We start from the raw sequence: 23,211 nt of genomic DNA on the forward strand, positions 1-23,211 counted from the left end.
GGTTACTGCAACGCCTCGCTTGTCTGCTCGTCCCGCTGCGCTGCTGCTGACGCAGCGGAACCGTCGGCGTCACCCACCAGTCGGCCGCGCCGCGCATCGATCACGTGGATCACCCAGAACGACACCACACCGCAAACGCTGCCGAAAATGATCGACGCGATGCCGAGGGGCTCTCCCGCGATCTGCCACACGAATCCAGCAACCGTACCGATGATGATGGACACGAGGCCGGCGAGCCGGCTGGTCTTCCGCATAATCAGGCCCGCGATGAAAGCGCAGAAGGGCCCCGTCGAACGCATCGTGAAAGCGAAGATCAGCAGCGGAATGATCGCCTGGCTCCACAGCGAGATCACTGTCGCCAGAACACCGACCGCTAGCACCCCGATGCGGCTGAACTTGAGCTCGTTCTCCTCAGTCACCCTCCCGCCGAGCTTCGGCAGCAGGTCCTTGATGAAGATGGTCGACGACCCGAGCATGTTGCCGCTCGCGCTGGACAGCGTCGCGGAGATCACCGCGCTGAGCAGCAATCCGGCGACGACCGGCGGCAGCAGGCCGATGGCGACCGTCGACAGCGCGTTGTTCTCGTCGATATTTGGATACACCGCCAGCGCGATCAGCCCGAGCACAGCCGGGATGAAGGCGTAGAGCGTCATCAGGCCCCCACACAGCAAGGAGCCAAGCACGGCGACGCGTGGTGTCCGCGCCGAGTAGTAGCGTTGTACCGCTTCCTGCCCGGTGGAAAACGTCATGAAGTACAGAATGACAAGACCGATAATTGTTGGGATCCCGATCTTGGTAAATCCGAGCTGGTCTTCGGGCAGCCGCGACACGATGGATTCCCAACCGCCGGCGTTATGCATGGCAATCGGTACGGAGATGGCGAAACCACCGACGATGAGGAAGAACTGGACGAAATCGGTGAGCGTGACGCTCCACATTCCACCTATCCAGGTGTAGATGACCACCGCAACGCCGGTCGCGAGGATAGCCCACTCCAGATTCACACCGCCGAGGGTCGACACGATGGTGGCTGTTGCCGTGATCTGGACTGCGGCGAGGGCGACCAGCGCGACACTGCCGAGGACGGCGGTGATCGACTGGCTGGCTGCGCCGTAACGTCGGCCGATCACCTCCGGTACGGTGACCGCCATGCTGCGCCGCATCGCCGGTGCCACGAAGGAAACCAGCAAGATTCCGATGCCCGCGGCGACGACGTACCACCCGGCGGACAGGCCCCAGTCGCCGTACGCCTTGCTAGCGACACCGACGGTGCTACCTCCGCCGATCTCGGTAGCGGCCAAGGTTCCGGCCATCATCATCACGCCGAGTCTACGCCCGGCGAGGTGATAATCGGCACTGCTCTTGACCCGGGTTTTCGCATAGAGGCCGATGCCGATCATAACGGCCAGATAGACCGCCACTATAATCGCGATCAGGTTCATGCCATATCCCTTTTTGATTAACGCCGATCAGGCTGTGAGAATTGCTTCGAGTAGAACGGAATAACCGCGTGCGGCGCGGTTCAGGTCGTCGATAGTGATGGATTCGTCGACCGTGTGCGCGCGGTCGGGATCGCCGGGACCGAACCCGAGCGTGGGAATTTCCCATCTGCCTGCACTCGCGGATCCGTTGGTGCAGAACTTGTAGTATCCAGGGGTCGGGTCCAATCCGGCCTTCGCCAACCTCGCGAGTGCGTCCCGCGCGGGCCACGACGCCGCATCCGCCCGCCACGCAGGGGCGAATGAGGCGGTCCGAACCAGAATCCCTTGGTACGTCGTGAATTCCGCCATGGCAATGCGGACGTCGACCTGTGCACCAGCGGCGGCCGCGATCGGCTCCGCCAGCTCACGGATCGGTTTCAACACGTCGGCGTCGCACTCGCCGAGGATCGTGCGGCGGTCGTAGGTGGCGGTGCACCGGTCTGGCACCATCGACACATTCGGGTAGGGAAACGACTTGAGATTGGTGAGCGCGATCATGCCGGGACCGAGGTCGGGGTGCTCGCCGAACCGCAATTGCCGAACTGCGGTCATGACGTCGGCCATCACCTCGGCAGCGTTGACCCCGGACTCAGGGTAGGCCGAGTGACCGATCCTGCCGTGAACCTCGACCTCGATCTCGGCACGTCCGCGCTGCCCCAGCATGAGCCGATTCGCCGACGGCTCGCAGATGATCACGGCGTCCGGGTGCACCTGCTCGATCACCCGGCTCAGCGCAGGACCCTCAACCAGTTCCTCGCATACCGACCCGGCGATCACGATCGTGCCGCGCCGCTCGGCGTGCAGCGAGGCCGCCCCATGCACGGCGGCGGCGAGCGCACCTTTCATATCGATCGTGCCGCGACCGTAGACGATGCCGTCGACCACCTCTCCCCACGGATTGTGTTGCCACTGCTCAGGATCAGTGACCTCGACGGTGTCCAGATGGGCGTCGAGCAGCACGGTGGGGCCGTCGCCGAGCCGGAGCGTACCGATGACGTTTCCCCAGTCATCGGTGTCGACGACGAAACCAACCGCAGCGAGCTCGTCGCTGAGCACCCGCGCTGCGGCCGCCTCCTGGGTGGCGTAGCTGCGCGCCGCCAGCAGCCGCAGTAGGAACTCCCGCATTCGTGCGGTATCCATGTCAACTCACCGCCCCGTGGACCACGCCTGGGCGCGCACCCGTGTGGCGGCCGTGACGCCAGACCGGGGTGCCGCCGATGGTGACCAACTCGACGCCCTCTGGGGTCTGGTGCGGCTGTTCGTACGTGGCGTTGTCGACGTAGCGCGCGGGATCGAGCAGCACCAGATCCGCCCGCCGGCCCTCGGCGATGACGCCGCGATCGTCCAAGCCGAGGAGTCTCGCCGGACCCGCGGACAGCCGGGTGACCGCCTCCGGAACCGTGATCATCTTGTCCCGCAAGGCAAACCTCCCGAGCACCTTCGGCGCCGTGCCGTACAGCCGGGGATGCGGGTGCGGGTTGAAGACCCCGTCCGAGCCGACCAGTGCGCCGGACCGCACGAAGATCTCCTTGACTACCTCCTCCTCCGAGTAGTGGTCGATCATTGCCACGTCGAGCCCGGTGTCGGAGAGCAGATCCATCACCACGAAAGCGGGATCGGCATCCGTCTCTTCGGCGATCTGTGCCACGGTCTTGCCAACATCGCCGTCGCGCGGCGCCGCGGCCTGGGTGACAATGATGTTCTCCGGACCGCAGGCGGCGAAAAGGTTTTCCCAATTGGGGAGTCCGGCGTGCATGTCCCGCGCCATTCGGTCACGTTCGCCCTTATCGCGAACCCGCTCCAGCACCGCGGCCGGCCCGCCGTCGAACGCGTACGGCGGCAGCAACACCGAAAGAATCGTGCTGCCCGCGCCGTAGGGGTACTGATCGAAGGTGAGCCGGATGCGTTTCTGCGCGGAGCTGAGCAAATCGATCAGCTGCGCGAGCAGGTGCGGGACACCGACGAGCTTCACGTGCGACACATGCAGCGCGGCGCCGGTGAGCTCGGCGACGCGTACAAACTCGGCGATCGAGTCGATAATTCCGGCCGCTTCGTTGCGCACGTGCGGCACCAGCGGTACGTCGAACTTCGCCGCCGCCTCCGCTATCCCGATCAGCTCTTCTGTGTCAGCGTAGAGGCCGGGAGCGTAGATCATCCCGAACGAGACGGCACGACATCCCGCGGCCAGGGAACTCTCCACCAGGTCTCGCATGGCCGTCATCTCCCTGGCGTCCGGCTTGCGATTGGCCGCACCCATAACGCATTCGCGGACCGCGCTGTGCGGGACGCAGGAGACGATGCTCGCCGATGGGCGCGCCGCGCCAACCGCAGCGAGAAATTGGTCCATACCCTGCCAGTCCCAGTGCGCGGCGACGCTCGGCTCGAGACCTTGTAGGTACTGTTCGCGCCCTGCCCGCGTGGCGTCGGTCAGCGGAGCGGGCCCCAGCCCGTCCGGGCAGATCAACTCGGTCGTGAACCCCTGACCGACCTTGGCGGCCAGCAACGGGTCGTCGAACGGTCGTAGGGCGGAGTGTGCGTGCAGGTCGATGAAGCCCGGCATCAGCAGCAGGCCGGTTCCCGCCACCCGTTCCCGTGCGGACTCGACAGGTAAGCAGGGCGCGACGGCGGTGATGACGCCGTTCTCAACAGCGACGTCTGCGGTCCGGACGCCGGTCTCGTCGGCCACTTCGGCCTGCGTGATGAGCAGTGCAGCTTGCATGGGAATTCCTCACACCTTCGAAGTATCTTGATCTGCTGCGCCTGTGGCCACGTCCGCGATCACATCCGCGCTTCCGTCCTGATCGGTGGCGAGCTCCAGCACACTGATGCCGTCGGCCTGAACGCTCGCTCCCCGTGGACTCCATATCTGTCCACGGTGCGTCATGGCGAATCCTCCTCGGTTCGCCTGGATGAGCCCGGCGCCGGGTGCTCTGCAGCCTGCAATACCTGTATGACATCTGTCAATAGTTGTCACTCCAACCGATCGTGCTGACCGATGGCCGTGCCCCAGGCCCACGGGTTGTCGCAGACTTGCTGATCGCGCTGCGCAAGGCTGGCGCGGTGAGCATCTCGCCGCCAGTCTGCGCCCAGTGCGGCATACACCTGCACACTCTGCAGCGTCGTGGCCAGGACTGGTACTGCTCGGCTTGCGGTCCGCAACCAAAGCGATGCACTTCCTGCGGCCAGGAACGGATCATCGCCAGCCGCGATCGGCAGGGGCGACCACGATGCAGCAAGTGCCGACCAGGACAACAGGGATCCGCAGTCGATCATCACAGGCGTGGTCACCGGCATCGATCCGACGCTGCCAGCACAAGGACCGGCTCGTCGACGCGCTGCACCAACAGGCCTTCTGTGCCCTCCGCACCTCGCCCGGCGCCCGCGCCTACTGCGACGAACTCCGCGACTGCGGCATGAACCATCACGCCGCCTTACGCCAGCTGTCCAACCGACTCGTCGGCATCCTGCACGGCGACCCTGGTGGTTAATTCCTGATCATGCTGCGAGGGCGAGTTCGAGGCGGGCGAGGTGGCTGGTGCGGGTTCGGTCGAGTGGGTGGCCGTTCCACCAAGCATCAAGGCGGATCAGGTTGAGTGCGGCGGCGGAGTAGACGTGTTCGAGATGGGTCTTGGCCAGGCCCCGGTAGCGGGTGCGGCGGAGTCCGGTGACGGCCGTTGCCTAGCGAACACGTGCCTTCGACGCCCGCGCGTAGCGCGTAGTCCCTGCGCCAGTCCTTGGTCTGCTGCTCGGCGCGGGCGCTACGCAGGGCCTCGGTCATCTCCCTGGGATGTAAGGAGATCTGGCGACGGCCGCTTTTCGCGGTGGTGCACCGTGTCCGGACCGGGCAGGGACCGCAAACGGCCTTGGAGAACGTGACCACCGTCCGTGCAGACCCGTATTGGACACAAGGGGTCCACGACGAGCTGGTCTGCCCAGCTGGGCAGGTCACCTGCCGGGCTTGCCAGTCGATGGTGAAGTCCGGTGCGGCGAAACCCTGTTCAGCTCTGGCCTGACGGGAGTGATCAAGCAGCACGGGGGTGATCAGGGCGATGCCGAAGGCATCCAGGGATCCCACGATCAGTTCAGCGGAGGGGTAGCCGGAATCGAGGTAGTGCTCGTCGGGGAGCAGGCCCCGTTTCCTCAGGGCTTGGTGGATCGGTGGGAGCATCGCGCTGTCGGGGACGGTGGCGTCGGTCGTGGCGACGTTCGTGATCAGATTCGGCCTCGGTGCCGCACCCGGGCGGTGACCGGGCGCGGTGGCCGGGGGCGCCCGCGGACTCAGGAGCCTGGCAGGTCTCACTGATGTGCACCTTGTCCAGAAGGTGTCCCGTTTGACTCCCCAGCGGGCGTCGGTGTCATACGGCGAGGTCAAGCGCCGTCTGCCGGGTGGGAGACCGCCCCTGTGTTGCTGGCAGCTGCCGTCGAGGGCTCCCACCACACGCTTGTCGACCCGAAGTTTGGGACCAGCCGCGTGACGACATCGAGACTCCTCCACGGATCATAACAGGAGTTTAGTAGGACAACTGCCAAATGACTACAGCTCGATTCTTGGGTACGGTAATTACTGATCGATGTGGAGGAGATGGGATGCCGACGACAAGAGGCTCGATGGCCGGGAGCGGTGAGGTGCGGCAGGGCGACGACATCGCTCGCATACGCGCTCGGCGGCCGCTCCAGGATGAGATCCGCGACGCCATGCTCCACGAGTTCATACTGTCCAACCGGTTCGAGCCCGGGGACCGGCTGCCGTCCGAGGCGGAGCTGACCAAGATGTTCGGCGCCTCTCGGGTCACTATCCGGACGGCATTGCAGAGCCTGAAGGACCAGGGCTACATCCGGATCGTGCGCGGCTCCGGTTCGACGGTCCTGCCCCGCCCCGAGACGATCAAATCCGGGATCGACCGGCTCTCCTCGTTCGACACCTATGCGACCCTGGCGGGCCAGAAGATCCACACTGACGACCTAGAGATCACCCGCATCGCCTCGCCGGCCAAGGAGCCGCTCGCTGAGATGTTCGGCGCCGCTCTGGTCACCAAGATCAGCCGTACCAAGCGGATCGGCGACGCCCGGGTCGCCCTGATCGTGGACTACGTCCCGGAGGCGGTCCTCCCGCTGGAGGCGATCCGTGCTGGCTTCGACGGTTCGGTTCTCGACCTGCTCCTCCTCCACGGCCTCGCGGAATACTCCGACTGCACGGTGACTGCCGTGGCCGCCGACGCCGCGCTGTGCCAGCAGCTCAATGTGCCCGACGGCGCTCCACTGCTACAGCTGAGCGAGCTCACCCGCGACACACTGGGGAAACTGGTCAACCGCAGCGAGACGTGGCTGGCGCCCGCGTCCTTCACGTTGCAGTTGCGACGCCGACGCGAGCCGTGATCGGCGAGCCTGTTGGGGACCCCGTTCGTGTCAGGCGCCGACGAGGAGGGCGTGCAGGGGCGCCTGGTACCCCCGGACACCCGCCGCTACCTCACTGACCGCGATGCACTCATCGACCGTGTGGGCGCACTCGGGACCGAAGCCCGGATCGGTGGTGGAGCCTTGGCCGACCTTGCCGCTCAGAATGCGTCGTCGAACGAGCGCGGTGCGGAGTACGCGTGCAAGTCGATGAAGCCGGGCAGCAGCACCTTGCCGGTGCCATTAACCCGCTCACCTGCCGCCTCCACCAGGGCGATGACACCGTCGCCCACCGCCACATCGACGGTCCGTGGGCCTGATCACGCCTGCGGCGGTAATCAACAACGACGCTTGCACGGCACTCCTCCTGTGTTGTCGAACGCGTGCTGGGAGGCCGTCACCGCAGGGGTCCGCTAGCCTCGATGACCTTGACTGCGCAGGTCACCCCGTCAAGCGCGGGCACGCCTGTGGCCGCGGCAACTGCGTTCGCGCGGGGGCCCAACGACGCGCAGCCGAGGCAGACCGCCTCCGCCCCGTCCTCGGTGACGGCGGCCCTTGCAACTTCTGAGATAACCGCGGTGGCCTCGTCGGTCCCGCGGGCGAGATCGAGGACGCTGATGCCGACAGCTCTCACGCTTGCCAGCCGCGGGCCTACGCCGTATTTGCCGGCGAGTGACGTCATGATCGGGACCGCGGACTCCAGGGCGGCGACAATCGAGAAGGTGCGTCCTCGCGTCGAGGCGACCATCATCGCTGCCTCGGCGATGCCCACCACGGGCGTTGTGGTGGCCGCCCGCAATTCGTCCAGACCGGGATCTCCGAAGCACGCGAGGATCGCCGCGTCGAAGTCGTCGATCCGCCACCCCTTCAGGTGGGCGAGAACTTGACGGGTGGCATCGCGCTCGTCCTCGATGGTCTGAATCGCGGGTGGCCCGGCTGCCGGGTTCACGGCCGTTAACTCGGTGCAGGGGCCCGCCGCGCGACGGGCGAGCTCGGCGACCATGCCGGTCATCGACGCGCTGGAGTTCGGATTGATGCACAGGATCTTCACGACTAGAGCCTGGTGATCTCGCCGGGGCCGAAGTCGCCGAACGACCGCGGCACGTACTCCCCGCGGCCGGGCTGGCTCAGTACCTCGGTCCCGTCGAAGATCAGCTCGCCCCGACTGAACACCAGCGCCGCGGCCCCGCGGCACTCCCATCCCTCGAAGGGCGTGTAGTCGACCGCCATGTGCTGGGCCTGCGCATTGATCGTCAGCGACTTCTCGGGATCGAGGACGACGATGTCGGCGTCGAAGCCCGGAGCGATCGCGCCCTTGCGCTCCAGTCCGAACATCCGAGCCGGGTTGGTGGACGCCACCGCGACGAGGTCCGACACCGACAGCCGACCGGCGCGGACCCCGTGCTGGAACAGTAACGGCAGCCGGTGCTCGATCGTCGGCAGGCCGTTCGGGATCTTCGAGAAGTCGTCTTCGCCGAGTTGCTTCTGCCCGCAGAAGGTGAAGGGGCAGTGGTCTGTGGTGCAGATCTGCAGCGCGCGCTGTCGCAGCGCCGACCACAGCACCTCATGGTCGGCGTGGGAGCGCAGCGGCGGCGAGCAGACATACTTGGCCCCCTCGAACCCCGGGCGGGCGAGCTCGTCCTCGGTCAAGGTCAGGTAATGGGTGCACGTCTCCCCATAGACCGGTACGCCCTCGTCCCGTGCTGCCTGGATCTCGCGGGCCGCGTCGGCGCTCGAGACATGGACGACGAAGATCGGGCGCTTGGCCCACCGCGCCAAGTGCACCGCCCGCGCAGTCGCCTCCTGTTCGGTGCTGGTCGGCCGGGTAGTCGCGTGCGCGAACGGCGAGGTCTCCCCGCGGGCGAGCGCCTCGGTGATATTGACCTCGATGGCGTCGCCGTTCTCGGCATGGACCTGGACTAGGCCACCGGTCTCCCTTGTGCGCCGGAGCACCCGGAGCAGCTGCTCGTCGTCGGCCATGAATGAGCCCTTGAAGGCCATGAAGATCTTGAAGGACGTCACTCCGTCGGCCACCACGTCGGCCATTTCCGCGATGGCGTCCGGGGTGGCCTCGGTGATCGCCAGGTGGAACCCGTAGTCGATGTGCGCCATTCCGTCGGCGCGCTCCTCCCAGGCGGCGAGCCCGCGACGCAGTGAGCCGTCGGTCTGCAGGGCGAAGTCAATGATCGTCGTCGTCCCCCCGGCGGCCGCCGCCTCGGTGCCGGAGGCGAAGTCGTCGGCGGTCACCGTTCCCATGGTCGGCATGGCGAGATGGGTGTGGCTGTCGACGAGACCTGGCAGCACCAGAGTGCCGGACACGTCGAACTCCTGGTCTGCCGTCGCCTCGAGGTCCTGCTGGAGCGCCAGGATCCGACGGTCCTCGACAAGGACGTCCGCGCGGAGCTGGTCGGTCGCCGTTACGACGGTGCCGCCGCGAAGCAGGGTGCGCATAGTTCTCCTTCCTCACAACCCATGATCGGCATCGGACACGGGCTTAGGGGGCTGGTGTTTTTCGGGAAGTGTCAAGCAAGCGCCTCGGACTTCGAGGCTCAGGGCTGATTCGGTCGGCGACTGTCTTTCCGGCCGCCTATGGCGATCTCAGCCCTGCGTGATTTGTCCGGATCGGTCTTGCGATGAATTAATGAGGCCGTTCGACACCAGCCACCTCTAGCCGGAGCTTCCGGCTTTTCTTGATCAACCTCGCCGTCTCCGCTGGTCAGCAGGCATGTTTCATGATCCCCGGTGTATTTCCCAACTCGCCCGACAGGCGCGACGGCGCACCCGCAGGTCAACGGCGTGAGGCCGAGGAAGCCGGACACCGCTCAAAGCCGTCCAGGATCCTACTCGCTGTCGTATTGGGTAATACGGTCGACCGGCCCAAAACCTAAGCGCCGCAACGGAAACGAGACAATCAGTTTCGAAAGCCGGAAACTCGGGCTAGACCCGGTCCGCCGACGGCGTAGCCTTCAGCACCTCGTTGTTCTCCTCGCCAAGCTCGCCGATGGGCGCGAAGGACGCGCCGATCGAACTACGCCTGGCCAACGGCATTAGCGCCAGGTACAGGACGAAGCCAAGGGCGATGCCGAGCACGGAAGCGTATTCGTAGGCCCAGTGGATCGCGTCTACCCACTGCCCCAGCAGGCAGAAACCGGTACCGACGACCAGAGCGGCGAGCGACCACACGTTGTAGCCGCCGTACCCCCAGTACACTGAGTGCGAGCGGTACAGGGCGGACACATCGAGGCGTCCCCGCCGCACGATGTAGTAGTCGGCGATCAGGATCCCAGTCGCAGGGCCGATCACCGCGCCCACGTTGTTCAGCACCGAGAACAGCGTGTTGGGGTTCTCCATCAACTTCCACGGCATGTACACGAACGCGAGCACGATGCTCACCAAGGCCGCCCGTTTGAAGGTGAAAACCTTGGGCAGCAGGTTCGTGAAGTCGTAGGCCGGTGACACGAGATTCGCTGCGAGATTCACCGACATCGTGGCGATCGCGATGCAAATTGCGCCGACGATGGTGATTACCGGGTTGCCGATCGCCACCAGCACGTCCGCGGGATTCCACAGCACCTTTCCGGTGACGGCTTGTGTCCCCGAAACGATGATCGACGCCATGCCGTAGAAGACCAGAGTCGCGACCGGCAGCCCGTAGAAGAGCCCAGTTACCTGCGCGCGGTTAGAGCGTGCGAACCGGGTCAGGTCGGGCAGATTCAGCACCATGGTCGCCCAGCTGGCGGAGATGAACAGCGCGACCCCCGGAAGGAAGCCTTGCCACAGGAACTGACCCGTAGACTCGAAGCGGCTGGAGTTCTCGAAGACCGGACCAAGGCCGTCCATGTTGGCCAGCGCCCAGATCACCAGGGGAACCATCACGATGAAGACGAGCGGGCCCGCCCAGCCCTCGAACCGCCTGATCGTCTCCATACCGTGCCGGATCAGCAGCAGGTTGATGGCCCAGTAGGCGATCATCGAGACCCAGAGATTCGCTGCCACACCCGCGAACACGGTGTCCCAGTCCCGCCAGCCAGGGAACGTGGCTCCCACCAGCACGTTGATCGCGGTTGCGCCCAGGTAGGACTGGACGCCGAACCACCCGACGGCCACGACCCCACGCAGCAGCGCTGGGATATTGGCGCCGAAGACGCCGAAAGCAGAGCGCGCCCACACTGCGAAGGGGATGCCATACCTAGAACCGACCCTTCCCGTGAGCGCCATCAACACCATTTGCAGCAAGTTCGCGACGAACACGACGGCCAGTGCCTGCCACGCGGACATCCCGGTAGCGATCATGCCGCCGATGACGGCGAAGCCGAAGGCGCTGTGCACCATGCCCATCCAGAGGGAGGCGAAGTTCCACGCCCCCCACCGTCGCTCGCTGACCGCAGTCTGGAGGAGGTCCGGGTTGGTCAGGCGGGGGTCGGTGCCGGCGTCGGGCACTGTTGTAGGTGAAGTCTGGTAGGTCATATCCATCCTCGGGCGGTCCTCGGCCGGAGTGATGCCCGTCCGACCTGCACTGAACTGTTCTGCATAGCTAGCCAGACGGCACCGTCTGCCCTGGCCGACAGCATCCTCACTTGTAGGACATGTGTCAATAGTTATCTCGGTTAAGGCCTGGCATGGTCATCGCCGATCGTGCCCAGCAACCACGGGTGCGTAAACGCGCTGAAACCCGAGTGGGAAGCACGTCTGGACCCAGAACAATACGGGTTCAGTCCCGATCCGCGCGGATGTCATGACGCGATCGAGATGATCCACCGCGTTATCGCAGTCAAGAACACGCAACGTGAATGGGCGCTGGATGCAGACCTGAAATCCGCGTTCGACAAGATCGACCACAAATTTTCTGGGGCTTCGAATTTAGCCGGGCACGGCCCGGGCACGGTCACTTTGCTGGTGACGCTGCGTGTGCGTAGGCGTTGGTTCTCGGGTTGCGGAAGCCGTAGGCGTTGCGGGCAGCGAGTTTGACGGCTCGGAGCGTTATTCAGGCAGCGGGTGATCACCTCAAAATAGACCAACGACCCCAACCGGGTAAGATCGTTTTCGTCCCAGAGAAGACGACTTAAAGGTAGGGCCGTGCCGGCTCATCCACCATTCCCATCAATCGACGCTACCAAGATTTTATCCAGCGTCGCTACGACCGTTTGACCCCGCCTGGCAACATTACGGAATACCGCAATATCGATGCTTCGCATAACTGGACACAACGACATCCGCCGGACAACCGAATGGATCAGCAGGGACCGCACACGAACACTCCCCGTCGTGTCACTCCAAGTTGCGGGGCGCAACACACAGTGATCTTGCCTTTGCCTTGAGCCGTCCGTACAAGTTGGACGCCCGATCATGAATCCCAACCTGTACGCGATGGATAGCGGGCCGCCCCTCACAGCCGGGCGTAGTGCTCGATGTCTTCTTCGAAGTCGGAAAGGGCCTGCCGGGTGAGAGTGGGGCGGGTGTCGGCGATGGCGCTGAGGTAGTCATCGGTGGTAGCAGGCTCGCCTTGGCGGTACTGCATTTCGCGTTCGAACGCTGCCTGACCACCCTTGCGAGCGGCCAGCTCGATATCCGCGGGGGTGAACATCTCGCTTGCCTCCACCAAACGGGATACGTCGATGGCCTCGGCTGCAGTGCCGAGGTAACGGGACCAGATCGCGGAGCGCGCGTCCGGATCCGGTGGGCCGATCGGGAGGACGTAATCGAACCGGCCGGGGCGCAAAAACGCCGTGTCCAGGGAACGCACCGAGTTGGTGGAGCAGATCAGCAGCCGGTCGTCATGCTCGCGGAAGCTCGGGATCAGCTTGAGCAGTTCGTTGGTCACCCCGTGCCCGGGATCGACAGCCATCCCGGAACGAGTGCCGGCGATCTCCTCGACCTCATCGATGAACAGCAGCACCGCCTCCAGTTCGGCCAGCTCGGCAAACTCCTCGCGCAACGATGCCGCAAGGCCACCAGGGGCATCGGTGGCCAGCCGGGACGGGAACAGCTCGACGAACGGCCAGCCCAACCGGGAGGCCACCGCCTTAGCGAAGCTGGTCTTGCCGGTGCCCGGCGGCCCGAACAGGATCGCCGCCTTGGGCGGGAGCACACCGTACCGCTCGGCCATTGCCGGTTGCGCCAGCGGCAGCACGATCCGCCTCTCGATGATCTGTTTCTCCCGCACCATCCCGGCCACCGCGTCCCACATGTCAGCCGGTAAAACCTGGCCACCGAGCTCGGTCAGCAGGACGGCATCGGCAGCGCCATGGGGCTCGACCTTCTCGTAGTAGGTAAAACCAGCGCGAGGCTGGTATCCCGAGTTGACCAGCGCCTTCGTCCCGGTGGCGTCGGCGGGCAACAGCGCGCCGACGCGTCGCACCCCTAGCCCCCGTAGCCGCCGCTCCAGCTCGGTGAGCAGCGCACTCCCAATGCCCCGATTGCGCCAGCGGGCAGCCAGTGCCACTAGCAGCACCCACGCCCGTTCGCCCTGAGCCTGCGCCACGGCCATGCCGACCAGTTCGTCGCCAACTACCGCCACTACTACGGGCTGGCCGGCTCGGGCCGCCGCCATCACCTCCGAAACCGAAAACACCGGAGACGGCTCGTCGGACTTCCGGCTCTGATCCCACACCCGGATCGCCTGGTCCAGGTCCTCATCATGAAACTCCCGCAACCGCCACATCCTCATCGCTACCCCTCTCACCACCATTCCCCTGCGACACGCCTCGCCCTCGTCGCGATTACACCCCGATTCTCTCGGCTCTACCTGTCGCCTAATAGGCACCCGCCATCCCGACGATGAGCTCTCCCCGAGGCCCGCTGCGGATGACATCCATTGCGTGATCCCCAAGCTGCGGCGCAACACTTCTTGGTTGGGCCCACGATCACTGGGAAGCGCGCAGTGCTTTGGTCAACGGGCCGGGTCCGGTCCGGTCGTCCGTTTCAGTGGGTGCGGGCGCTGTGGGCGGCGCCCAGGCGCAGCAGCAGGTCGGAGGCGAGGTGCTCGAGTTCGAGGGCTTGACGCATCCGCGGGATGGCTTCGGCGTCGATGCGGTGGCGCACCTGGCGAATGTCGGCGCGGTCCTCGGTGACCACTGCCAGGTGCAGCACCGGGTGAGCGCGGGTGCCGGCCAGGCGGGCCCGGGCCCGGTGTATCCCGGGGTAGGTCTCGATCTCCTCGACCAGCGGTGCGGCAGCGGTATCGGTGTCGAGGCGGGTCTGACCTTTGCGGGGGTTCTGGCTCAGCTGCCAGGTGCCGGTTTTCGCGCGGCGCAGAGTCTGGGCCAGCAGCCAGCGCAGACACAACAGCCCCACGATCACCGCCACGACGGCGACCACCCACGGCACCCACCCCGCCAGCGGTGGCACGGTGGAAACAACCGGAGCCTCGGGAGCCAGCAGTGGCATCGCACCCAATGCGCTGGCCAGGATGCACACGCCGCCGGCCAGCAGCACAACACCAACAAGCACCAGCAGGATGCGGTTGAGACGAGCGGGCCGGTTGGGGCTGGCCATCAGCTGCCCCTTTCCGTGGAGGGGCTGTCAAGTTTTCGGTGTAACTGTTGTTTTCGGTTTTATCGGCGTCCGGCGGACAGGCGTCCGTCGAAGGTGATCTCGAAGGCGTTGAGGGCCTTCTTCCAGCGGTTGGACCAGCGCTTGCGGCCCGTCCCGGTGGGATCAAGACTCATGATTGCGAGATAGACGCACTTCAAGGCAGCCTGCTCGCTGGGGAAGTGGCCGCGAGCGTTCACCGCGCGGCGGATGCGCGCGTTGATGCTCTCGATGGCGTTGGTCGTGCAGATGATCGTGCGGATCTCGGTGTCGAACTGCAAAAACGGCACGAACTCCGCCCACGCGTTGGTCCACAGCCGCACGATCGCCGGGTACCGGGACTCCCACTTCTCGCTGAACTCGGCGAACCGGTCCAGCGCCGCCTGCTCGCTGGGTGCGGTGTAGACCGGCTTGAGGTCCTTGGCGATCGCGCTCCAGTCCTTACGGGAGGCATAACGGAAACTGTTGCGCAGCAAGTGAACGATGCACGTCTGCACGATCGTCTGCGGCCACACCTGCGCGATGGCCTCAGGCAGGCCCTTCAGCCCGTCGCAGACCACGATGCAGCAGTCGGCGGTACCCCTGTTCTTGATCTCGGATAACACCCGCAGCCAGTACTTGGCGCCCTCCCCGTCGCCGTGCTCGCCGGCCCACAGCCCAAGGACGTCGCGGGTGCCGTCCACGGTCACCGCGAGCGCGACGTAGATCGGCCGGTTGGCCACGTTACCCTCGCGGATCTTGACGTGAATGCAGTCGATGAAGATCACCGGATAGACCGGGTCCAACGGCCGGTTCTGCCACTCGGCCATCCCGTCCATCACCCGGTCGGTGATCGTGGAGATCGTCTGCTTGGACACCTCGGCCCCGTAGATCTCGGCCAGGTGAGCCGAGATCTCGCCGTGTGTCAACCCCTTGGCGGACAACGAGATCACCAAATCGTCCACCCCGGACAGGCGGCGCTGCCGCTTCTTCACGATCGCCGGCTCGAAACTCCCGTCGCGATCCCGCGGCACGCTGATTCCCACCGGACCGGCCTCGGTCAGCACCGTCTTGGCCCGTGTGCCGTTACGCGAGTTGCCGCCGTCGCGGCCGACCGGGTCGTGCTTGCCGTAGCCGAGATGATCATCCATCTCGCCGGCTAGCGCGGCCTCGGTGACCAGCTTGGTCAGCCGGCCCAGCAGCCCACCCTCACCAGTCAGCCGCAGCCCTTCGGCACGGGCCCGATCGGCCAGCTGCTGGATCTGCTCATCCATCACCGCCAGGTCTGCCGCGGCGGCCTCGCTGGCCTGCTCGGTCTTCACCTCAGTCACTGGTGCCTCCTACATCTCAGGAGTTACACCGTTAAAATTACAGTCCCTCCGTGGAGGTCTTGATGCGCAGCGCGGGCCGGCGCGCCGGATTGATGTCGTCGAGCCGGTCGGCCAGCAGGCCGCGGACCTGCTCGGGGATGCCGCCTGTGTCGGCGACGGGGGTGCGCACGGTGACGGTGATGCGGCGTCGGCCGACCTTGAGCCGGGCCGCGCTGACTCCGTCGGCCGCAGCGGCGATGGAGGTGAGGTCCCTGCGCAGGCTTCGGCGGGAGACCCCGGTGTCGGTGTGTTCACGCCCGGTGCCTGGGTCGTCGGCCAGAGGCAGGACGGTGGGCGTTCCAGGCCGAAGCGCGGTGGCGAGCAGGATCAGTCCGAACAGGGTGGCGATAACGCCGGCGGTGATGATGACGGGGTCGTTCCACGCGCGGCCCACCACGGGGGCGGCCAGGGCCTGCGGCGACACGATCGGGTCGTATCCGAGCAGGTGCTGGATGGCGGCGGTGGCGGCGAGCACCACCAGAGCCAGCAGCACCACGGCAACCACGGTGGCGGGCACGCTGCGGCGGGGTCGGCGAATCATCGGACCTCCCGACGAACGGCCGGCCGGTATAACGCGGTGACGGTGATGTCCACGGTGCGCACCCGCACATCGGCCAACACTGCGATCCGGTCGATGAGGTGCTGGCGTACCTCTTCGGTGACCTGGGCGACCGGGGCCGGATAGCACACCGACAGGCGTGCACGCAACGCGCAGACACTGCCGTGCACCTCAGCGGTGACCCGGGGTTGCTGTTCGGCGTGCTCGCTGCCTGCGGTCACGCCGAACACCCGGCGGGCGGCCCCGCCGACCTGGTCGACCTCGGCGATGATGTGGGCAGCCATGGCCTCGATCACCCGGTCGGAGAGGGTGGTCGAGCCCCTCTCCTCCGGTGGGACCTGCCCGCCCCGGGTGCCCGCGTGGCGGGCACCCGGGTGGAACACCGTCTCCTCTGCGGGTGCGGTTCTGGGGTGGGGGGCTGTCGCGCCCGGCCCCGCGACGGTCGACGGGTTCATCGGTGGGCTCGCTCGCGTTCGGTGCTGAAGAGGTCAGCCAGATCGAGGTGACCGTCAAGGTAACGTCCGACCCCGAATCCCAGGGCGCCGAGGATGGCCACGATGGCAAAGGCGGAGAACCCGCCGAACGCGCCGGCCAGGCCCAGCACGAGGCCCACGGCCAGGCAGATGAGGGTGGCGTTCATGATCAGCACTCCTGGGTCTGGTTGTCCCGGAGCTGGTGCTGTCCGGGAAGTTCGAGATCTTCGATGACGACCGTGACTGGCAGGCCACCCGCGTAGGGGGTGACGGCCGCGCGGACCTGGTCGGCGACCTCGGCCACCGAAGCGGGGAAGCGGGCCACGACGTGGACGTCCAGCCCGGTCTCGGTCAAGCGGATGCCGGCAACGCGGCGCCCGGGCAGGTAGGTGGCGATGTGGCCGTACCGGCCGCCGTGCAACCCGGCCACGAGCGGACACCCGGCCACAGCCGTGGCAACGGCATCGGCTCTGCGGGCCACCTCACCCATCAGAGCTGGGGTGCTCATTCCACGCGCCCGGTCGTCGATGACTGCTCGCCGGTGTCGTCACCGGGAAGGTGCAGGTCGGTGACGTGAATGTTGACCTCCACGACCTCCAGGCCAGTCATCTGTTCGATGCCGCCGATGACGTTGCGGCGTACTCCCCGGGCCAGCTCAGCGATCGCCACGCCGTACTCGACGACGAGGACGAGATCGATCGCGGCCTGCTTTTCTCCGACCTCGACCGTCACGCCCTGCGTGGACGAGGCGCGCGCCCCGGGGATGCGTTCACGCAACGCTCCGATAGCCCGGGTAGTCCCACTCCCGAAACCGTGCACCCCGGAAACGTCGCGGGCCGCCATCCCGGCGATTTTCGACACGACCACATCGGCGACGGTGGTCTTGCCCTGGCTGCTCTCCAGCTGCGACTCGCCCACGGCCGGGCTGCGCGGCGACGGCGTCGCCGGGGCAGAACTCACGGCCTGCGAGCCTTGACTCTGTTGCTGACCAGTCGGTGTAGTCATGGCCCGGTTCTCCCTCACGATCGGACAAGGCCGAGTTCACCGCGTGTCGCGGCGCTAACGGCACTTGCTCTCGTAGGACACGTGCCCGCGCCGATTCCTCACGACCCCAAACCCAATGCCCCCCGAATGGGGGACGTGCGGTGAAGCGATACCGCGAACAGCCGGGGCCCTCGCACACCCGGCCGTAGGGAGCATCACCGGTCGCCTAATTAGTCGGAGAGGGCGATGTCGCTGTGCGCTGCGAACACGTCGTCGATGTCGATAGTGATGGCCACGGGTTCCAGCCCCGTCACCGCGCGCACCTGTTCATCGACCGCAATACGGATGCGCTCCGCAAGTTCGTACAGATCCCTGCCGTAAGTTGCGGCCACAGTGAGCACGATCGCCGTGCTCTGGCCAGCCATGCCGACTCGCACCGCGTTCTCCTGGCCTACCGAGCCGCCACCGGGCCGGTGTAGGCGGCTCAAGGCGACCCGCACTCCCGGGACGTCTTGAGCCGCCTCCCGGGCCGTGACCACCACGACCCGGGCCGCGATCCGGGTCTGCCCGTCGTCATCAGCCAGCACTCCATAGGTTGGGTTGTGGACCGTCCCGCGGATTCGTCTCAGGGCGGCCTGCAGCGGCGATTCCGGCGGGCGCACCGCCACATCCGCGACCTCGCGAACCGGGGCTTTTCGGTGTCACGTTGATCACTCCCGTGCCGGCCGACCACTCACCGCAGGCCAGGGCCGGCGCCGGGTTCGACCGCACCCGCTTCACCATCGATTTCGACCGCGAGCAGGCCACCTGCCCGCAAGGCCAGACCAGCTCCACCTGGAACCCGGCCACCCAGCGCGGCACCGACACGATCGTGATCACCTTCGCGACCGCCACCTGCGGGCCCTGTCCGGTCCGCGAGCAGTGCACCACCTCCCGGACCCGGCGCCGGCAAATCACCGTGCACCCGCGGGCCGTCCACGAGGCTCAACGCGCTGCCCGCGCCGACCAGGAAACCAAGGACTGGCAAGCCAAATACGCGCTGCGGGCCGGGGTCGAGGGCACCATCCGCCAGGGCATCGCGGTCACCGACCTGCGCCACGCCCGTTACCGCGGACTGGCCAAAACCCACCTGCAACACGTGTTCTCCGCGGTCGCACTCAACCTGATCCGCCTCGATGCCTGGTGGAACGGCCACCCCCTCGACCGAACCCGCACCAGCCATCTCACCCGCCTCGAACACGCCCTCGCAGCATGATCAGGAATTAACCAGCAGGGTCCTGGCAGCCGACAAAACATGGGCTCGGGTGTCTGCATGTGCTGGCGGAGTTGGTGGCGGGACGTCCTTGGCTGCCCTCCGCCGAATGACCAGTTACATCGGCCGTAGCGGAACCTGATTGGACGCTTCCTGTCCCACCTGGCGCGGGTTTAGACTCGCTCCGCGAGCATGATCAGATACATTGCCGCACGGTACCATTCAAAGAAAGGTGAACAGTCATGTCGGACTATGCCGTTCGATGGATCAGCTTTGACGGCAACGAATGGAGCGCGGAAACCAAGTTTCCCAATCACCAAACCGCCAGCGAGCCGGCTCTCGCCGTATTCAACAACACCCTATATTGCGTCCACCGCGGCGGCAACGACACCGCCGTCTGGTACACCGGCTTCGACGGCACCCAGTGGAGCACTGACACCACCATCGCCAACTACCACTCGGCCGCCGGACCGGCGCTCGCGGTATTCAACAACCAACTGTACTGCGTCTACCGCGGCGACAACGCCGACATCAACCTCAGATACATCGTATTCGACGGCAAGTCCTGGAGCAGCGAAACGAAGTTTCCCAACCACCAGTCCACGACCGGGTCAGCCCTTGCCGTGTTCAACGGCTTGTTATACTGCGTCCACCGGGGCGGCAACGACACAACTCTCTGGTACTCGTCCTTCGACGGCACCCAATGGAGCGTCGACAAACCCGTCACCAACTACAACAAATCGGCCGCCGGACCGGCGCTCGCGGTATTCAACAACCAACTGTACTGCGTCTACCGCGGCGACAACGCCGACATTAACCTCAGATACATCGTATTCGACGGCAAGTCCTGGAGTAGCGAAAAAGAGTTTTCCAATCACCAAACCGTCGCACGACCGGCCCTGGCGGTGTTCAACAACTCGCTGTACTGTGTCCACCGCGGAGGAAACGACGACACACATGCGTATTCGTCCTTCGACGGCACCCAATGGAGCGTCGACAAACCCGTCACCAACTACAACAAATCGGCCGCCGGGCCGGCGCTCGCGGTATTCAACAACCAACTGTACTGCGTCTACCGCGGCGAATAGACCTACAGAGAGCGTTATTCACGAGCGTTACCACCCAAGGCGGTAGAATTCGAGCGCTGCGATAATGCGGATGATGGTAGGCAGTTCGGCGAGGCGTCCCCGATAGCCGGTGGCGAGTATTTTCCAGTTCTTTACGTGGGCGATGCATCGCTCGACGGCAGACCGTATTGAGGAGATGGTCTTGTTGTTCGCCTTGTCGTTTGTGGAGAGTTCACCGCCCTTGGGTTTCTTGCGTGGAGTGATCGCGTGAGTCCCTTGGTATGCGGGGTCGGCGATAGTAGGGGTCTCCGAGAGGCGATCTTCCCAACCGCACTCGTCGAATGCTTTGCGGTCATGCATCGAGCCGCGCATTCGGCGCGGATATTCCCAACAGGTCACCATCGGTATCTGCTGCGATCTGGATGTTGAGGCCTGCGCGGCGGCGCTTGCCGGAGTAGTTGACCTCGTGACCAGCGCGGTTGCCGGTCGGGACATCGGTTCCGTCGACCAGGACGAGTCGGCCACGGATGGCATCCTTGAGATCTGGAATGTGCAGACATAATGCCTCCCCGATCAAGGGAAGAATCCCTCGATAGATCCGCGATACAGTCGGCTGGCTCAGACCGAATAAATCGCCGACAGCTGCCTGGTTTAAATTCTGTCGGACATACACCAAAGTGATCACGACAGCCCGATACAGTCCCACCGTCAGAGGCCACGGTTGCTTGCCGCGACACTGGACGATCTGCCAGATACGCACGACAAGCTCCTCGATCTGGTCAGCAGCAAGCCCTGTAGTAGACTGATAACGCAACGGCCCTACCTTTAAGTCGTCTTCTTTGGGAGAAAACGATCTTACCTGGTTGGGGTCGTTGCTCTATTTCGCCGGGTGATCACCCGCTGCCTGAATAACGCTCAGAGGAGGGACTGTAAAACAAGCGGTAGTCGACACTCACCACGACACTGACGAGCTGTTCCTCGTCGGTGTCGTGGGCGAGCTGACGATTCAGTTGGCAGGGCAGATGGTCATGGTTCCGAAGGGTGTGAAGCGCTGCCCCATGGATCGCCTCGGCGGTCAGGTCGTGACGCACCGGATCGGTGTCGGGGCCGGTGGCCAGGGAGCCCTCATTGAACCGCCTGCCTGGCGTTCAGCGACTCTGATCGCAGATCGTCGTCCAGGATCAGGACTTTCAGGCTGCGGGTCTCGGCCCGCCCGTGCCCGCGACTGCGATCGTGGGTGTCAAGTCGGGCGTTGTTCCAGGGCAGGCTTGTCAGCCTCCGGTGCAGGCGGGGGCGGTTGCCCTTCACCGGCAGGAGCCAGAACGCCCCGACTTTGTCGGCCTCGGCGGCGAAATCGGCGCTGGTGTGTTTGGCATCAGCGGTGATCACCGTGCCGGACAGGGTTTTTCGTCCTAGCCGGGCCAGAAGGTCGCGGGCGGCGGCATTCTCATCACCGACCTGGACCGCGCTCTGGCCAACAACTTCACCGCGGGAGTTCATCGCGGCCACGACCTGGGTTTGGGGCATGTCGGTCTGCCCGGTGGTCGCGGCCCGCATCGTCTTGCCGTCGACAGCGACCGCCTCAGCGGGCTTGTCCTCCTGCATCTCCAGCCGGATAAGGCCAGGTCAAGCTCGTCGTGATCGACTTTGGCCAGGACCCGGGAGAAGGTCCAGTTCGACGGCGTGCCCGACCACGAACACACGCCGAGTTCGGCCGGCAACCGGGTTGGCAGATCCGCGGAAATCTCGGCGATCTCGAGGAAGGTCTTCGCTCCGGCGGCCACGGCCAGCACCGCCAGGGACAGCAGCAACGGCAGCCGATACCGCAGGCCGCGGGCGTTGCGGGGATCAGTCACCGCTTCCAGGGCCTGCCACAGGCCGTCGATACGGCTCTGCAGGGACTCCACGGTGAGGGGGGCTGGTTCAAGCACAGTCAGGATCGGGGAGGATGAGGACACGAGGGCGCGGCTTTCGGGTAGAACATCACGGACTAGACACCACGATGATCTCCCATCAAGGCCGCGCCCTCGTGCCGCGTGTCCAGCCTGCTCAGAAATTCGCCGCAGCCCTCAGATCAACCTTGCACACGCCCTGCTCGTAGGTGCTCACTCGCACGACCGCCAGCACCGGCGCGAAGATCTCGTCCTGGTAGATCGTCATCTCCGGGGTGACGTGGTCGAACAGCGTGGGGCCGACCCAATAGCCGTCCGGGTCGCCTTTGGGCGACACATCGCGTCCATCGACGATTTTCCGGGCTGCCTGGCCGACCAGCTGGTTGCTGGCCGGTGCAGGGTCGTCTTGCCAGTGGCGATGTCGACTTCCACCTCGGCGACGTGGGCGCCGAAGCCGAACACCCACTGTCGGTTGCAGAAGTATTCGGTAGCTGCCAGGGCGATCGGCGGCGCGCTGCCACCGGTCCACGGCGTTGATGTCGCAGGTACGGCCGGGTACCGGATCGGGTTGACTCCGGTGGCGAGGTCTGCCAGAGAGAGGCGCGCGCCGGTCCCTGTGACCTGGACGAATCCGTCGTCGATGGACAGGTCTTCGGCGGAGCACTCAAAGAACTCTGCTGCCGTTGCGAGGATCTGCCGGCGCAGGTTCGTGGCCGCCGCGGCCACGGCGTTGCCGGCCATCACGGCGGCGCGACTGCCGAAAGTTCCGTGGCCCACTGCGCCGGCGCCGCCTGATGTTGCCCGAACGACAACGCTGGCGGGATCGCAGCTGAGGACGTCCGAGGCCAACTGGGCGAACGTGGTCGCGTGTCCCTGTCCCTGGGAGGGTACGGACACGTCGACGACGATCCGGCCGTTCGGGTTGAGCGCGGCGGTGCAGCCTTCGTACGGGCCGACGCCGGTACCCTCGACATAGGTTGCCGACCCGATTCCGGTGAATCGTCCCTCGCTTCGGTGCTGCTTCTGCCGGGCGCGGAAAGCGGTCAGGTCGGCGTGCCTCATAGCACGTTGGAAGCCCTCGGCGTACCGGCGTCGCCCGACCCTACGCAGATAGCCGCCTGTTGCTAGAGTTCACGGTCCTCGAGGTGACCGCGGCGAGCCGGGGATCTCCTTTGCTATCGCGCCGGCACGGAACACGCATACCCGGTCGCTCAACCCTTGCGACGGACC

At 65.5% G+C, this 23,211-nt stretch carries 27 protein-coding genes and 2 pseudogenes; 5 read left to right on the top strand and 24 right to left on the bottom strand.

Annotation, left to right across the window (positions count from 1 at the left end; genetic code table 11):
• Window positions 1-2 precede the first annotated feature (2 nt).
• From FDZ84_RS33955 to FDZ84_RS33965, 3 genes are read right to left on the bottom strand one after another with little or no spacing between them, the layout of a single operon-like run.
• Complete coding sequence (locus FDZ84_RS33955; RefSeq protein WP_168589174.1) at window positions 3-1,442, bottom strand: sodium:solute symporter family protein; 1,440 nt, start codon at window positions 1,440-1,442, stop codon at window positions 3-5.
• A gap of 27 nt (window positions 1,443-1,469) precedes the next feature.
• Entirely contained in the window at window positions 1,470-2,621 is a 1,152-nt protein-coding gene (locus FDZ84_RS33960; RefSeq protein WP_168589175.1) for a YgeY family selenium metabolism-linked hydrolase, read from the bottom strand.
• Between the two features lies 1 nt (window position 2,622).
• Window positions 2,623-4,200, bottom strand: coding sequence for an amidohydrolase family protein (locus FDZ84_RS33965; protein ID WP_168589176.1), 1,578 nt, complete (start codon window positions 4,198-4,200; stop codon window positions 2,623-2,625).
• Between the two features lie 508 nt (window positions 4,201-4,708).
• On the opposite strand from FDZ84_RS33965, the gene FDZ84_RS41295 reads away from it, so the two are divergent.
• Entirely contained in the window at window positions 4,709-4,969 is a 261-nt protein-coding gene (locus FDZ84_RS41295) for a hypothetical protein (RefSeq protein ID WP_210435295.1), read from the top strand.
• 7 nt (window positions 4,970-4,976) lie between these two features.
• Here FDZ84_RS41295 and FDZ84_RS41300 read toward each other — a convergent pair.
• Together FDZ84_RS41300 and FDZ84_RS41305 are read right to left on the bottom strand one after the other, a co-directional pair.
• Window positions 4,977-5,135, bottom strand: a pseudogene (locus tag FDZ84_RS41300) (hypothetical protein); the annotation flags it as partial.
• A gap of 37 nt (window positions 5,136-5,172) precedes the next feature.
• Window positions 5,173-5,649: pseudogene (locus FDZ84_RS41305) on the bottom strand (transposase); the annotation flags it as partial.
• 419 nt (window positions 5,650-6,068) lie between these two features.
• On the opposite strand from FDZ84_RS41305, the gene FDZ84_RS33980 reads away from it, so the two are divergent.
• Entirely contained in the window at window positions 6,069-6,857 is a 789-nt protein-coding gene (locus tag FDZ84_RS33980) for a GntR family transcriptional regulator (protein ID WP_168589178.1), read from the top strand.
• Window positions 6,858-7,036: 179 nt separating this feature from the next.
• Here the strand turns inward: FDZ84_RS33980 and FDZ84_RS40280 are convergent, their stop codons facing one another.
• The 4 genes from FDZ84_RS40280 to FDZ84_RS33995 all read right to left on the bottom strand — a co-directional run bounded on the left by FDZ84_RS40280 (window position 7,037) and on the right by FDZ84_RS33995 (window position 11,315).
• Window positions 7,037-7,168 carry a hypothetical protein gene (locus FDZ84_RS40280; protein WP_256413615.1) on the bottom strand — a complete coding sequence of 44 codons (132 nt, stop codon included), beginning with the start codon at window positions 7,166-7,168 and terminating at the stop codon, window positions 7,037-7,039.
• Between the two features lie 104 nt (window positions 7,169-7,272).
• Window positions 7,273-7,926: an aspartate/glutamate racemase family protein gene (locus tag FDZ84_RS33985; RefSeq protein ID WP_256413616.1), complete on the bottom strand. Its 654-nt coding sequence runs from the start codon at window positions 7,924-7,926 to the stop codon at window positions 7,273-7,275.
• A 2-nt stretch (window positions 7,927-7,928) separates the two neighbouring features.
• Window positions 7,929-9,326 carry a dihydropyrimidinase gene (gene hydA / locus FDZ84_RS33990; protein ID WP_168589180.1) on the bottom strand — a complete coding sequence of 466 codons (1,398 nt, stop codon included), beginning with the start codon at window positions 9,324-9,326 and terminating at the stop codon, window positions 7,929-7,931.
• A 486-nt stretch (window positions 9,327-9,812) separates the two neighbouring features.
• The gene (locus tag FDZ84_RS33995; protein ID WP_168589181.1) at window positions 9,813-11,315 is read right to left on the bottom strand and encodes an NCS1 family nucleobase:cation symporter-1; all 1,503 of its coding nucleotides are present in this window, start codon (window positions 11,313-11,315) and stop codon (window positions 9,813-9,815) included.
• A 195-nt stretch (window positions 11,316-11,510) separates the two neighbouring features.
• On the opposite strand from FDZ84_RS33995, the gene FDZ84_RS41310 reads away from it, so the two are divergent.
• Complete coding sequence (locus FDZ84_RS41310) at window positions 11,511-11,843, top strand: reverse transcriptase domain-containing protein (protein WP_210435296.1); 333 nt, start codon at window positions 11,511-11,513, stop codon at window positions 11,841-11,843.
• 418 nt (window positions 11,844-12,261) lie between these two features.
• Here the strand turns inward: FDZ84_RS41310 and FDZ84_RS34005 are convergent, their stop codons facing one another.
• The 9 genes from FDZ84_RS34005 to FDZ84_RS34045 form a co-directional block, all read right to left on the bottom strand.
• A complete protein-coding gene (locus FDZ84_RS34005; RefSeq protein WP_246869269.1) occupies window positions 12,262-13,536 on the bottom strand; it encodes an ATP-binding protein in 1,275 nt (424 codons plus the stop codon).
• Between the two features lie 260 nt (window positions 13,537-13,796).
• The gene (locus tag FDZ84_RS34010) at window positions 13,797-14,369 is read right to left on the bottom strand and encodes an alkaline shock response membrane anchor protein AmaP (protein ID WP_168589183.1); all 573 of its coding nucleotides are present in this window, start codon (window positions 14,367-14,369) and stop codon (window positions 13,797-13,799) included.
• 59 nt (window positions 14,370-14,428) lie between these two features.
• Complete coding sequence (locus tag FDZ84_RS34015; protein WP_168590287.1) at window positions 14,429-15,658, bottom strand: IS256 family transposase; 1,230 nt, start codon at window positions 15,656-15,658, stop codon at window positions 14,429-14,431.
• Between the two features lie 94 nt (window positions 15,659-15,752).
• Window positions 15,753-16,295 (bottom strand): DUF6286 domain-containing protein, encoded by a 543-nt coding sequence (locus FDZ84_RS34020; RefSeq protein WP_168589184.1) that lies wholly within the window; start codon window positions 16,293-16,295, stop codon window positions 15,753-15,755.
• Window positions 16,292-16,768: an Asp23/Gls24 family envelope stress response protein gene (locus FDZ84_RS34025; protein WP_168588648.1), complete on the bottom strand. Its 477-nt coding sequence runs from the start codon at window positions 16,766-16,768 to the stop codon at window positions 16,292-16,294. Before FDZ84_RS34025 ends, FDZ84_RS34020 begins: the two co-directional genes overlap by 4 nt.
• Entirely contained in the window at window positions 16,765-16,953 is a 189-nt protein-coding gene (locus tag FDZ84_RS34030) for a hypothetical protein (RefSeq protein WP_168589185.1), read from the bottom strand. Before FDZ84_RS34030 ends, FDZ84_RS34025 begins: the two co-directional genes overlap by 4 nt.
• A gap of 2 nt (window positions 16,954-16,955) precedes the next feature.
• Window positions 16,956-17,294, bottom strand: coding sequence for an Asp23/Gls24 family envelope stress response protein (locus tag FDZ84_RS34035; protein ID WP_168588646.1), 339 nt, complete (start codon window positions 17,292-17,294; stop codon window positions 16,956-16,958).
• A complete protein-coding gene (locus FDZ84_RS34040; RefSeq protein WP_246868542.1) occupies window positions 17,291-17,746 on the bottom strand; it encodes an Asp23/Gls24 family envelope stress response protein in 456 nt (151 codons plus the stop codon). Before FDZ84_RS34040 ends, FDZ84_RS34035 begins: the two co-directional genes overlap by 4 nt.
• A 254-nt stretch (window positions 17,747-18,000) precedes the next feature.
• Window positions 18,001-18,432, bottom strand: coding sequence for an Asp23/Gls24 family envelope stress response protein (locus FDZ84_RS34045; protein ID WP_168589186.1), 432 nt, complete (start codon window positions 18,430-18,432; stop codon window positions 18,001-18,003).
• A 44-nt stretch (window positions 18,433-18,476) separates the two neighbouring features.
• Here FDZ84_RS34045 and FDZ84_RS34050 point away from each other — a divergent pair, with 44 nt between their 5' ends.
• Together FDZ84_RS34050 and FDZ84_RS34055 are read left to right on the top strand one after the other, a co-directional pair.
• Window positions 18,477-19,025: a transposase gene (locus FDZ84_RS34050; protein ID WP_168589187.1), complete on the top strand. Its 549-nt coding sequence runs from the start codon at window positions 18,477-18,479 to the stop codon at window positions 19,023-19,025.
• Window positions 19,026-19,264: 239 nt separating this feature from the next.
• The gene (locus tag FDZ84_RS34055; RefSeq protein ID WP_210435297.1) at window positions 19,265-20,110 is read left to right on the top strand and encodes a hypothetical protein; all 846 of its coding nucleotides are present in this window, start codon (window positions 19,265-19,267) and stop codon (window positions 20,108-20,110) included.
• A 27-nt stretch (window positions 20,111-20,137) separates the two neighbouring features.
• On the opposite strand, the gene FDZ84_RS34060 is transcribed toward FDZ84_RS34055, so the two are convergent.
• The 6 genes from FDZ84_RS34060 to FDZ84_RS39710 all read right to left on the bottom strand — a co-directional run bounded on the left by FDZ84_RS34060 (window position 20,138) and on the right by FDZ84_RS39710 (window position 23,043).
• Window positions 20,138-20,449, bottom strand: a complete 312-nt coding sequence (locus FDZ84_RS34060) for a transposase family protein (protein ID WP_168589188.1) — start codon at window positions 20,447-20,449, stop codon at window positions 20,138-20,140.
• Entirely contained in the window at window positions 20,442-20,903 is a 462-nt protein-coding gene (locus FDZ84_RS34065) for a transposase family protein (protein ID WP_168589189.1), read from the bottom strand. Before FDZ84_RS34065 ends, FDZ84_RS34060 begins: the two co-directional genes overlap by 8 nt.
• Window positions 20,904-21,214: 311 nt before the next feature.
• Window positions 21,215-21,694, bottom strand: a complete 480-nt coding sequence (locus tag FDZ84_RS34070) for a transposase (protein WP_371812726.1) — start codon at window positions 21,692-21,694, stop codon at window positions 21,215-21,217.
• Entirely contained in the window at window positions 21,586-21,996 is a 411-nt protein-coding gene (locus FDZ84_RS34075) for a transposase family protein (protein WP_168589191.1), read from the bottom strand. The genes FDZ84_RS34070 and FDZ84_RS34075 overlap by 109 nt, the downstream gene beginning before the upstream one ends.
• A 142-nt stretch (window positions 21,997-22,138) precedes the next feature.
• Window positions 22,139-22,318 (bottom strand): aldehyde dehydrogenase family protein, encoded by a 180-nt coding sequence (locus FDZ84_RS39705; protein WP_246868625.1) that lies wholly within the window; start codon window positions 22,316-22,318, stop codon window positions 22,139-22,141.
• Window positions 22,246-23,043 (bottom strand): molybdopterin cofactor-binding domain-containing protein, encoded by a 798-nt coding sequence (locus tag FDZ84_RS39710; RefSeq protein WP_246868626.1) that lies wholly within the window; start codon window positions 23,041-23,043, stop codon window positions 22,246-22,248. The genes FDZ84_RS39705 and FDZ84_RS39710 overlap by 73 nt, the downstream gene beginning before the upstream one ends.
• Window positions 23,044-23,211 lie beyond the last annotated feature (168 nt).

This window comes from Saccharopolyspora sp. ASAGF58 (assembly GCF_012277335.1).
GTDB lineage: Bacteria > Actinomycetota > Actinomycetes > Mycobacteriales > Pseudonocardiaceae > Saccharopolyspora > Saccharopolyspora hattusasensis.

Bases quoted from the DNA above. Each gene is read 5' to 3' on its own strand.
- FDZ84_RS39710 (WP_246868626.1), bottom strand. From the start codon at position 23,043: ATGAGGCACGCCGACCTGACCGCTTTCCGCGCCCGGCAGAAGCAGCAC.
- FDZ84_RS33955 (WP_168589174.1), bottom strand. From the start codon at position 1,442: ATGAACCTGATCGCGATTATAGTGGCGGTCTATCTGGCCGTTATGATC.
- FDZ84_RS34025 (WP_168588648.1), bottom strand. From the start codon at position 16,768: ATGAACCCGTCGACCGTCGCGGGGCCGGGCGCGACAGCCCCCCACCCC.
- FDZ84_RS34005 (WP_246869269.1), bottom strand. From the start codon at position 13,536: ATGTGGCGGTTGCGGGAGTTTCATGATGAGGACCTGGACCAGGCGATC.
- FDZ84_RS34070 (WP_371812726.1), bottom strand. From the start codon at position 21,694: ATGCAGGAGGACAAGCCCGCTGAGGCGGTCGCTGTCGACGGCAAGACG.
- FDZ84_RS33965 (WP_168589176.1), bottom strand. From the start codon at position 4,200: ATGCAAGCTGCACTGCTCATCACGCAGGCCGAAGTGGCCGACGAGACC.
- FDZ84_RS34055 (WP_210435297.1), top strand. From the start codon at position 19,265: ATGTCGGACTATGCCGTTCGATGGATCAGCTTTGACGGCAACGAATGG.
- FDZ84_RS41295 (WP_210435295.1), top strand. From the start codon at position 4,709: ATGCAGCAAGTGCCGACCAGGACAACAGGGATCCGCAGTCGATCATCA.
- hydA (WP_168589180.1), bottom strand. From the start codon at position 9,326: ATGCGCACCCTGCTTCGCGGCGGCACCGTCGTAACGGCGACCGACCAG.
- FDZ84_RS33960 (WP_168589175.1), bottom strand. From the start codon at position 2,621: ATGGATACCGCACGAATGCGGGAGTTCCTACTGCGGCTGCTGGCGGCG.
- FDZ84_RS34060 (WP_168589188.1), bottom strand. From the start codon at position 20,449: ATGCATGACCGCAAAGCATTCGACGAGTGCGGTTGGGAAGATCGCCTC.
- FDZ84_RS34020 (WP_168589184.1), bottom strand. From the start codon at position 16,295: ATGATTCGCCGACCCCGCCGCAGCGTGCCCGCCACCGTGGTTGCCGTG.
- FDZ84_RS34015 (WP_168590287.1), bottom strand. From the start codon at position 15,658: ATGGATGAGCAGATCCAGCAGCTGGCCGATCGGGCCCGTGCCGAAGGG.
- FDZ84_RS34010 (WP_168589183.1), bottom strand. From the start codon at position 14,369: ATGGCCAGCCCCAACCGGCCCGCTCGTCTCAACCGCATCCTGCTGGTG.
- FDZ84_RS34030 (WP_168589185.1), bottom strand. From the start codon at position 16,953: ATGAACGCCACCCTCATCTGCCTGGCCGTGGGCCTCGTGCTGGGCCTG.
- FDZ84_RS34035 (WP_168588646.1), bottom strand. From the start codon at position 17,294: ATGAGCACCCCAGCTCTGATGGGTGAGGTGGCCCGCAGAGCCGATGCC.
- FDZ84_RS33980 (WP_168589178.1), top strand. From the start codon at position 6,069: ATGCCGACGACAAGAGGCTCGATGGCCGGGAGCGGTGAGGTGCGGCAG.